General features: G+C 54.6%; 6 protein-coding genes. 3 read left to right on the plus strand and 3 right to left on the minus strand.

The window, feature by feature from the left end; all coding sequences use genetic code 11:
* The 3 genes from RMS03_RS09340 to RMS03_RS09350 form a co-directional block, all read left to right on the plus strand.
* A partial coding sequence (locus tag RMS03_RS09340; RefSeq protein WP_310626801.1) for a hypothetical protein occupies positions 1-432 on the plus strand: 432 nt, incomplete at its 5' end.
* Positions 433-566: 134 nt separating this feature from the next.
* Positions 567-1382: a DUF6088 family protein gene (locus tag RMS03_RS09345; protein WP_310626802.1), complete on the plus strand. Its 816-nt coding sequence runs from the start codon at positions 567-569 to the stop codon at positions 1380-1382.
* Positions 1369-2133, plus strand: coding sequence for a nucleotidyl transferase AbiEii/AbiGii toxin family protein (locus RMS03_RS09350; protein WP_310626803.1), 765 nt, complete (start codon positions 1369-1371; stop codon positions 2131-2133). The genes RMS03_RS09345 and RMS03_RS09350 overlap by 14 nt, the downstream gene beginning before the upstream one ends.
* Before the next feature lie 89 nt (positions 2134-2222).
* On the opposite strand, the gene RMS03_RS09355 is transcribed toward RMS03_RS09350, so the two are convergent.
* The 3 genes from RMS03_RS09355 to RMS03_RS09365 are packed head-to-tail and all read right to left on the minus strand — an operon-like array spanning position 2223 to position 4405.
* Positions 2223-3782, minus strand: coding sequence for an Ig-like domain-containing protein (locus RMS03_RS09355; RefSeq protein WP_310626806.1), 1560 nt, complete (start codon positions 3780-3782; stop codon positions 2223-2225).
* A gap of 49 nt (positions 3783-3831) precedes the next feature.
* Positions 3832-4185, minus strand: coding sequence for a recombinase family protein (locus RMS03_RS09360; protein ID WP_310626804.1), 354 nt, complete (start codon positions 4183-4185; stop codon positions 3832-3834).
* The gene (locus tag RMS03_RS09365) at positions 4142-4405 is read right to left on the minus strand and encodes a recombinase family protein (RefSeq protein WP_310626805.1); all 264 of its coding nucleotides are present in this window, start codon (positions 4403-4405) and stop codon (positions 4142-4144) included. Before RMS03_RS09365 ends, RMS03_RS09360 begins: the two co-directional genes overlap by 44 nt.
* Positions 4406-4653: the final 248 nt, after the last annotated feature.

Genomic DNA, 4653 nt, shown 5'->3' on the forward strand with positions numbered 1-4653 from the left:
GGCGCCGGGGGCACCAACACCAGCAGCTTCAGCAACAAGGACACCTTCTACTGGCTGCGCGGAGACGCGGGCAGCACGGGTGCCGTGGACGTGGTGTGGGACTTCAATGCCACGGTGGGCGCGAACACCGGCATGAAGCTGAACCTCAGCGACTTGTTGCAAAACCATGTCAAGGGTGCTACCGACAACTTGAGCGCGTGGATTGCAAACTTCACCACCTACAGCCCCGCCGCCGGCACCTTGGCAGGCAGCGGGGCACCGGCCAACACGATCGTTACCAGCGCATCAATCACCAGCATGACCAAAATCGTCATCGACGTGGACGGCGCAGGCGCGGGCACGGCCACGCAGACCATCTGGCTGCGCAACTTCACGCCCGCGGGTGACTTGACGGCCACCACGGCGGTGACCAACGGTTGGTTGGTGGTTTAAGCGCGATCTGGCAAAGCGCGGTGTTAGAAGCCCAGAGCCCGTCCAAGTGACGGGCTTTGTAGTTTTAAAAGCCCCCGACGTTTTTCAGTAAGTGCACATCGACGGCTGTTTGAAAAACATGTATAGTTTCTAACATGACATGTTCAGAGAAAATACGTGCGGTGATTGCCAGTTTGCCTCAAGGGGCGGTGTTTTCGAGTGCTGATTTTTTATCAGCAGGCACACGTGCTGCAGTTGACCAGACGCTTTATCGCATGGTGAATGCGTCTGAGGTGGTTCGTATCGCCCGTGGCTTATACGCAGTGGCGGGCGATGTGACAGGCAATGTAGCGGGCGATGCCTTGGCTGTCGCCTTGGCGCACAAGACGGGTGAGCATGTGGGGGGCGCATTGCCGCATGCGTCGAATGCGGCGGTGGTGGTTGTGCCCACATCTGGGCAGACGCGCACGGTGATGGCGGGCGGACAACAGCTGGCGTTTCGTCGCATGAGCCAAAGAAAGATCAAACTTTCTCAAACGCCACACGGGCGCGTGCTGCTTGGGCTATGGACGCGTGGCGCCAAGGCGCTGACCACGCTTGACATTCAACAGACAACGGGCGATTGGCCAGAGGATGAGATCGACGCTTATGCCGCGCTAGTTCCTGCATGGCTGCGCACAGCAGTTAAGCAAAGCAATGCGCCGAAGAAGTCGGTCAAGATAGGTTTGTCTGGCCCTTACGACTGGTCTAACCCACACATCAAAGACAAGGTGTTGATTGGTCATGTTTTGGAAAAGCACAGGTTTGAAGACGTGCTCCGCTTGTGTCTTTACTACGGCGTCGCCAAAGTCAAACGCGTGTTCAAACACTGTGCGTTTGACGCCATGACCAGCACCAGCGTGGCCCGTATGCTGCGCAACATCCACAAAGGTTTAACGTGGGCAAAGGAGGGTGTGCATGCTCAAGCTTGACTTCATGCCAGAGGCCACACGCCAGTGTTTTGCACGCCTCAAGAAAGAGCCGCGATTGGCAGGCTTCACATTGGTGGGAGGCACCGCACTGGCGCTGCAAATCGGGCACAGGATGAGTGAGGATTTGGATTTCAATATCTTTGGCCAAACCCTGCCCAAACGCGCAATTGACGGGGTGTTGAACGACTTGGCCGCTGGCGGTGCTGCGATAGAGAGCCTGATCACGGCAGCACAAAAATCAAAATTCAAAATCAACACCGCTGAACATTTGGACGACTATGTTCAAGACTATCTGATTGATGGCGCGAAGCTGACCTTCCATGCGCGCCATGAAAGAGACAGGCCCAAAACACAAATTGATTTTTTAAAGTCCACCAAAAAATTAAAAACCGCCACAAAGGGCTTTGATGTGCTGGGCTTAGACGGGCTTTTTGTGATGAAAAGTATCGTGGTGTATGACCGTGTGAAGTCGCGTGACATTTACGACTTGATGGTGTTGATGCGCGATCATGGCTATGCACTGGCGGATGCCTTGGCGGCCATTGACGCCTATCAACCCGCCAGAGACAAAGACCCCGAGCACTTCAAAAGCGTCGTGACTGGCAATATCCCACTGGATGCCAATGACGAGGGGTTTGCCAGCATCCACCTGAACGTGAAGATGCAAGACGTGTACCGCTATTTCAAAAAATCAATGGATGCGTATGAAATTGATTGGGTGAAAGCGGCGGTTCGGGCTGCCGCAGCTTAAACAACTTCTACACCACCCCCCCTTTGCTGACCCATGTCGCTGCATCGGTGGGTATGTCGGTTGGCTGGGCGCCAAGAAGGTGCTGCTTGTTACAACACTTGGAAAATCCAAGCGTATTGGCCGTTGCCTGGTGTGCCTGTAAGCCAACTACCGGTACTTGTAGAGGAAGCAGCATTTACGCTAAGGAAATCATTAGATGATGTTCCAATAACTACAGCGGCGCCGGCGATCCAATTTTTCTCTGTAAACAGCGCCTGCAGCTCTGTCTTGGTTGGTAGCACATACGTAATGCCGACGTAAATTCCGCTGCGCAGGTTGTCCAGCCCATGGGCAGCGTTTGCATCTACGCCTGAGCTAGACACGGCTATACCGCCGTTGAAAGATGTGGCAAATTCGTTGAGCATCATCCGATCTCCTGGGGAAGTTGGGTTGGAGAACAACCCCAACAGCATGAGGGATTGCTTGTTACCGCCATCAAGGAGACCATAAACCTTGCCTGTTGAGGTGATGAAGTAGTCGTTGCCATACGTAAGCCCTGGACTGATACCCACGCCACCGGTGCCCGTCCCGCTGGTTACCTTGAAGGTCGTGAAGTTATTTGCCACAAACACATTCGCCGCGGTTGCGGAGTTTGCGGTGTTACCCGCAGCATCTGTGACTTGCGCAGAATATGAGTGGTACCCCGTTTTCCCGTCTGCGCCTATTGTTGACGTGCTTCCTGCCGTTGTGTAACTCCAAGTGCCGTCTGGCTGTACGGAGACAGTGGCCGAGGTGGTGGTGCTTGTCCCTCCTGTGACTGTGTTGGTATAGGTACGTCGAACGAGAAGTGAGGTTCCCGCCTCACCCGTTCCGGAGAGTCCCAGGGTGGTGTCACTGCTTGCCTGACCTGACACGATAGAGCTATGAACCGAGCCACCCCACATATTGGTGTCCGTCAAGATGGTGTTGCTGATGGTGGGTGCAGCGGGGGCCACAGTGTCGAGTTTGTAGGTATGACCTGTGCCTGCAATGTCCGCGCCTGTCGTGTTGTTGTGAATGCGAACAGACAAGGTGCTCCAATTTATGTCGAGGCTGGTGTCAACCAAACTGACGTTTGGCGCATTCCAAGTGCTGCCGCTAATGTTCGCATTGGTCCAGGTGCTGCCGTCTGCTGAGACTTGAATGGTCTGGTCTGCCGTCAAAGCGCCTGAGAAGGCTCCACTGATGGTTTGGGTTGGCGCGTTAGTCAACCAGTCGCTGGATGAGCTCCCCGTATCCGAGCTTAGGCTGGTGATGTTCGCCGTCACCGGCGTGACCCCCGCGAAGTTCCAGCTCGTTGTGTCTGTGATGCCTGCATACGCATTGCCAGCCGTGTCTTGGATAGCCGTTGCATCTACGTTGACGTAGTAGGCAACGCCACCCACCAAGTCTGCTGTCGGGTTGATGGTGAGGGTCTTGCCGCTGATGGTGATCTGGCTGGTGTCGCTGGCGGCGATGATGGCCACAGCCACGTTGGTATCGGCGCGATAGAGGGTGATGTTGCCAGTGCCTGCTTGGATGTTTTCTGCAAAAGTCATGACGAGGTTGGCAGAGGGGGCCACGACGCCATCATCCGCCGGGCTGAGGCCTGCGCCGACTGATGCGGAATCGAGGGTTATCGCATTTATCAGTCTTGCCTGCTGTGCGGTCTATTTTTGATTGCGACGAAGTGCTTTGTTTTTACCTTTTTTTTTGGGGGGATGCGTTGATGCGCTCTAGGGCACGTCGGACGCTTGACATGTGAACGCCAAAGCGTTTGCCAATGGCTCTGAGCGAGAGTCCTTTTTCGCGTAGTTGCAAGACGATGTCGAGTTCATGGTCTGCAATCTTGGGCGGTTGGCCACCAATGTTGCCGCGGTCACGGGCAGCGCGCAGGCCGATCATGGTGCGTTCGCGGATGATGGCGCGTTCAAACTCAGCAAAGGCACCGAGTATTTGAAAGATCATGCGTCCAGCAGGAGTGGTGGTGTCGATGACTTCAGTCAAGCTTTTAAATTCGGCCCCTATGTTGTGGATGCGTTCTTGAATGAGCATGAGATCCCGTAGGCTGCGGGCAATACGGGTCGAGTTTGTAGACGACCAAGACATCTCCCAGCTGGAGTTGGTTTAAGAGTTTTTGAAGGAGGGGCCGTGCCATGCTGTCACCGCTGCGTTTTTCTTCGTAGATGACTTGACAACCAACAGCAGTGAGTGCGTCTGTTTGGGCGTGCGTTTTTTGATCTTCTGTGCTGACGCGTGCGTAGCCATACATCATGGGTGTTACTTTCAGGGGGCGCGATATGTTGTGAAAAATGTTTAAACGTGCGTTGGTGCTGGGGGGGGGGCTCTGGTTTTGTCTCGAAATTGCACGGTCAAATTATTAAGAAGGGCGGATTCAAGGACGAAGTGCAACAAAGATGAACTGGTTATAGGTGGCTGAGGATGCGAGAGCATCATGGCCGCTTTAACCGCCAAGTCGAAGTTGCCCAATGTACAAGCACCTCAGCCGAGAAGAACGATACC

The organism is Limnohabitans sp., from assembly GCF_031538885.1.
Classification (GTDB): domain Bacteria; phylum Pseudomonadota; class Gammaproteobacteria; order Burkholderiales; family Burkholderiaceae_C; genus Limnohabitans.

Coding starts and splice junctions, on each gene's coding strand:
- RMS03_RS09345 (WP_310626802.1), top strand. CDS start 567: ATGACATGTTCAGAGAAAATACGTGCGGTGATTGCCAGTTTGCCTCAA.
- RMS03_RS09350 (WP_310626803.1), top strand. CDS start 1,369: ATGCTCAAGCTTGACTTCATGCCAGAGGCCACACGCCAGTGTTTTGCA.
- RMS03_RS09360 (WP_310626804.1), bottom strand. CDS start 4,185: ATGCTCATTCAAGAACGCATCCACAACATAGGGGCCGAATTTAAAAGC.
- RMS03_RS09365 (WP_310626805.1), bottom strand. CDS start 4,405: ATGATGTATGGCTACGCACGCGTCAGCACAGAAGATCAAAAAACGCAC.